This window comes from Streptomyces sp. NPDC047880, assembly GCF_040706515.1.
GTDB lineage: Bacteria > Actinomycetota > Actinomycetes > Streptomycetales > Streptomycetaceae > Streptomyces.
Map to the genome: position 1 here is coordinate 1 of NZ_JBEZOK010000054.1, position 4,074 is coordinate 4,074.

At 71.1% G+C, this 4,074-nt stretch carries 5 protein-coding genes; all 5 read right to left on the reverse strand.

From position 1 onward, the window contains the following. Positions 1-74: 74 nt before the first annotated feature. The 5 genes from AB0937_RS38355 to AB0937_RS38375 all read right to left on the reverse strand — a co-directional run bounded on the left by AB0937_RS38355 (position 75) and on the right by AB0937_RS38375 (position 3,929). Complete coding sequence (locus tag AB0937_RS38355) at positions 75-425, reverse strand: hypothetical protein (protein WP_164348881.1); 351 nt, start codon at positions 423-425, stop codon at positions 75-77. A 108-nt stretch (positions 426-533) separates the two neighbouring features. After that, entirely contained in the window at positions 534-2,324 is a 1,791-nt protein-coding gene (locus tag AB0937_RS38360; protein WP_366718831.1) for a ParB N-terminal domain-containing protein, read from the reverse strand. A 393-nt stretch (positions 2,325-2,717) separates the two neighbouring features. After that, positions 2,718-3,035 (reverse strand): hypothetical protein, encoded by a 318-nt coding sequence (locus tag AB0937_RS38365; RefSeq protein WP_366718827.1) that lies wholly within the window; start codon positions 3,033-3,035, stop codon positions 2,718-2,720. An 80-nt stretch (positions 3,036-3,115) separates the two neighbouring features. Then, positions 3,116-3,520, reverse strand: a complete 405-nt coding sequence (locus AB0937_RS38370; RefSeq protein WP_366718829.1) for a DUF6573 family protein — start codon at positions 3,518-3,520, stop codon at positions 3,116-3,118. An 82-nt stretch (positions 3,521-3,602) separates the two neighbouring features. Next, positions 3,603-3,929, reverse strand: a complete 327-nt coding sequence (locus AB0937_RS38375) for a hypothetical protein (protein ID WP_330269903.1) — start codon at positions 3,927-3,929, stop codon at positions 3,603-3,605. Positions 3,930-4,074 lie beyond the last annotated feature (145 nt).

Below are 4,074 nucleotides of genomic sequence, written 5' to 3' on the forward strand. Positions count from 1 at the left end.
CACTGTGATCTGCGTCTCTTGCATATGTCCGGGAGCCGGCCGGCTCCACCCGGCACGACGCCGGCCCTTGGGCTTCACGCGACGGCGAGACTGCGGGCGGTGGCGCACTGGACGACGGCGACCACCAAGGCGGCGGTGTCCTGCTCGAAGGGGAGCCGCGCGCCGCTGGACTCGTAGATCCGGGTCTCGCCCTCGCCGCTGCGGGCCCCGTGCGGCCGGTAGCGGGCGATCCACCCGCAATGCCAGTCGGCCCGCCCGTCGATCAGGCCGCGCTGGTCTGCGATCCGGATCTCGGCTCCTCCCTCCACGTCGACCACGATGCGGCTCCCGTCGTAGCGGCGGGAGACCAGGGTGCGCACGGCCAGGCCGTGGTGCGCCAGGGTGCGAGTCAGCCGCTCGCCCGTGGTCTCGGGGGTGTCCTGCATGGTCATCTCCTCGTGGGGTGTGGGGGTTTCGAGGGGTCCGGGGGCGGCGGTGCCATCCGCCGCCCCCGGCAGGGGGCGGGCCCGCTCTGGCGGGCCCGCTGGGTGCCGCTACTCGTCGTCCGCCTCGGCGGGCTCGGTGTCCGGCTCGTCCTCGGGCTCGTGGCTCTCGTCCGCCTGGACGGCCTCGGCCTCCCGCGCGGCCTTCTCCTCGGCCTCCCGCTTGAGCCGGGCCTCCTCACGCTCGCGCTGCCAACGGGCGTCCCGCTCCTTGCGTTCAGCTACCCGCCTCGCCTCCTCCTCGGCTTGCTGCTGGGCGGTGGCCAGGGTCTCCTCCTCGACCTCGGAGAGGCTGTAACCGTGCTTCTTCAGGAAGTTCAGCCACTCGACCGTCTCGCCCTCGATGGGCTTGCGCCGACCGAACTCGTCCTTCTTGCCGCGCCATGCCTCGTCGGTCATGTGCTCGAACTCGTACATGCCCGCGACGTGGGCGAACAGAAGCCACCAGTACCGCTTGGCCCCGGTGCGCTTGACCAGCTTGGCCACCACGTCGGCCGGGGTGTGCTTCAGGTTCTCGTCCTTCAGGAACGTCGACAGCAGCCTGCCGTAGTCGCCCGTCACGTAGTGGGTGTACGTGTAACGGCCCGCGAGGATCGTCGTCAGCACCAGGTCCTTCACGTCGGCCGGGGCCTCGCCCTTGTCCTGGCACATGTCGACGATGAACGCCTGCCGGACCTCGCGCACCGAACGCCAGGCGGCGTTGTTGGCCTTCACGCGCCGGGCCTCGGCGCGTGCGGCCTCGCGCTCGGCCTCGGCCTTCTCGTCGGCCTCCTCGCTCCCGTCGCCCTCGGTCTGGTCCGCCCCGATGATCCGGTGGCCGTGCTTCTTGAAGTCACGGCAGACCCAGACCACTTCGCCGTCGGCCGGGTCGAACGTGGCGGCGTGGCCCTCGCAGGTCTCGTTGTGACCGGCTTCGGTCAGCGGACGGCCGATCGCGCTCTCCAGCTCCTCCAGCGGGCGGGCGGCGCTGTACTGCCAGCTGTGGGGCCAGCCGATGACCGGGATCATCTTCTTGGCCAGCTCGGCCGTCGTCGCCGCGATGCGCTCGGCCTTCTCCTTCTCGGCCCTCAGCGCCTGCATGGCCTGCCGCCACGCGCCCCGCTTGGTGTTGCCCTCGTCGGCGTCCTTCCGCTTGGCCTGCTCCAGCTTCCACAGGGCGTTGGGCACGTCCTCGACCTCGGCGTAGTCGGCCTGCTCGACCCAGTCGAACTCTGCCCCCTGCTCCCACAGTTCCTCGATCACCTCGGGGGCGATCTTGGCGACCCGGGGGGCGGCGTCCAGCTCCTCCGTGGTCCGGCCGATGGCGGCCGCGAGCTGGGCCTTGCGGGCCTTCGGTACCCGCTTGGCGTCGACCATGAGGGCGAGCTGCTGGGCGGCGTCCAGGTCGTCCTGGACGCTGGCGGCCGCGCGGTGGACGTTCTCGACCATGGACCCGGCCAGGGCCTCGTCGTCCACGCCCTTCAGGTCCTCACGGATGATCACGCGGACCTTCCGGTACTTGCGGCCCTCGGCCACGGCCTTCTCGGCGGCGGCGCGCGCGGCCTTCATGCGCCGCTGGCCCATGACGATGCCCAGCTTGCCCTCGTTTGCTCCCACCTGGGGCCGCAGGACCGGGGCCTGCTGGACGCCCACGGCGTCCACGCTGGCGATCAGGCCGGGGTCGGGCTCGGTGGTGTCCTCCTCGCCGTCCTCGCGCTTCTTGCGGTGGTTGAACGGGTCGACGATGACCCGGCTCTCCTCGGGCTCGTCGGGACGGAAGTCGGTGAGCGGGTCGATCCACTCCAACCGCCCGGCGTCCGCCTCTTCTGCGATGGCGGCCGGGGCCTGCTCGTTCTGCGTCACGGTCAAGGTGAGTCCCTTCGTGGTGTGGGTTTCGAGGTGTGTTGGTCGGGGTGCCACCCCCTCCCAACAAGGACAACATTACCAGTATTGAACCTGATCGCCAAGGGTTTCGGTACCCGTGACCAGGGTTTTTCTCGGGAATCCGGCCGGACCGCCCGGCGGTTCCGCACCACCGGCCGGACACACGGCGGCGGCGGTGTCCCACCACCGGCAGGCGCGGCCGGCGACTCCAGCGCGGCCCGGCCGGCGCTGACGGACAGCCCCGCACGAGGGGCGGCGCGGATGCCTCAGCGGACGATGGCGGCCGTCGCGCTCGGCGCGTTTCCCCGCCCGCCCCGGCCTGTGCTGGCCGGGGCGGTACGAGGGCCTTCGCCTCGGGGATGGCGCTCGGCGTCAGCCGATGGGGTCCTGCTCGGCCCCTTCTCCGCCGTGCTCCTCGATGAGCGCGCGGACGGCCGCAACCGGCACGTCGTAGAACAGACGCCCCTTGTCGGGCTCGTCACCGGAGGTGAGCCACAGCTCGATGTCGTCCTCCAGCTCCCACGCCTCCCCGTCGGGGGCGTCGAGCCCTTCGGCCAGGTAGACCTCCTCGAACTGGGCGGCTCCGGGCTGGCCCTTGATACTGAGGCCCTTCCCGTCGGCCAGGAAGATGCGCCGGTTGATGCCGTCCGTGCCGTTCGCCGTGAGGTGGTCGAGTCGGGACGTAGCCATGATGGTGCTCCGTTCTGCGGGTGTCGGGTTTCGAGGGGGGCCGGGGCGGCGGTGCCATCCGCCGCCCCGGCCGGGCGGTCTCAGTAGGGCAGGCGTTCCGTCGGGCGCATGATCGTGATGACGCGCTCGCCGTGGTCGCCCGGCGACGACTCGGCCACGAGGGTCACGCGCCGGGCGTCGCGGGTGGTGCCGTCGGTGGGGACGCGGTAGAGGGTGAGCGCGAGCCGGGGCTTGCGGCCGGAGCCTGCGGCCGCCTTGATCGCGCGGGACGCGGTGAGCAAGAGGTCCCATTCCCGCTCGGTCTCGTCCAGCCGGATGCCGGTCGTCCAGGCGTACGCCTCGGGGACGGCGACACAGTCGCGGTAGACGGCCTCGGTCATAGCGACCGGGGCGGGGAACTCCATCTCTTCGGCAATGCCGGGGTCGGCTTCGATCAGGAGACCGTCCTTGATGGCGTGCGCGCGGGTGTAGACGGTGCCGGTCATGCTCACGGGTTGCCTCTCTTCGTCGTGCGGGTTTCGAGGGGCCGGGGCGGCGGTGCCATCCGCCGCCCCGGCGGGCGGGGGGTCAGAAGTGGTCGGAGTGAACGGCGGTGTGGGTGCCGGTGAAGGTGGCCACGACCTTCATCTGGTTGCCCGCCTCCAGGAGCAGGGCGCGGCCCTCCAGCCCCTCGAACTGGTCGACGTGCATGACGTGGGCCTTCGCCGCCTGGAGCAGCGCGTCCATCTCGGCGGCCAGCGGCGAGGATGCGCGGACGTGCATGACCTCGGGCGCGTAGTGCGCGTACTCCTTGGCCGTCCAGTCCAGGACCACCGTGTACGACCGCAGGCCCGCCCGGCGGGCCGCGCGGTGACGGGCGCGGATGGTCTTGAAGGTCTCGATCAGGGCGCGCATTGAGTGCTCCTCGTTCGGGTTTCGAGTGGTGGTGTCGGTCGGGGTGCCACCCCCTTCCAACAAGGACAACATTACCAGTGTTGGGCCGGAAACGGAAGCCGAAAAGGGGGTCTGACCAGGGTTTTTCTCGAATTTCTCGCGGTGT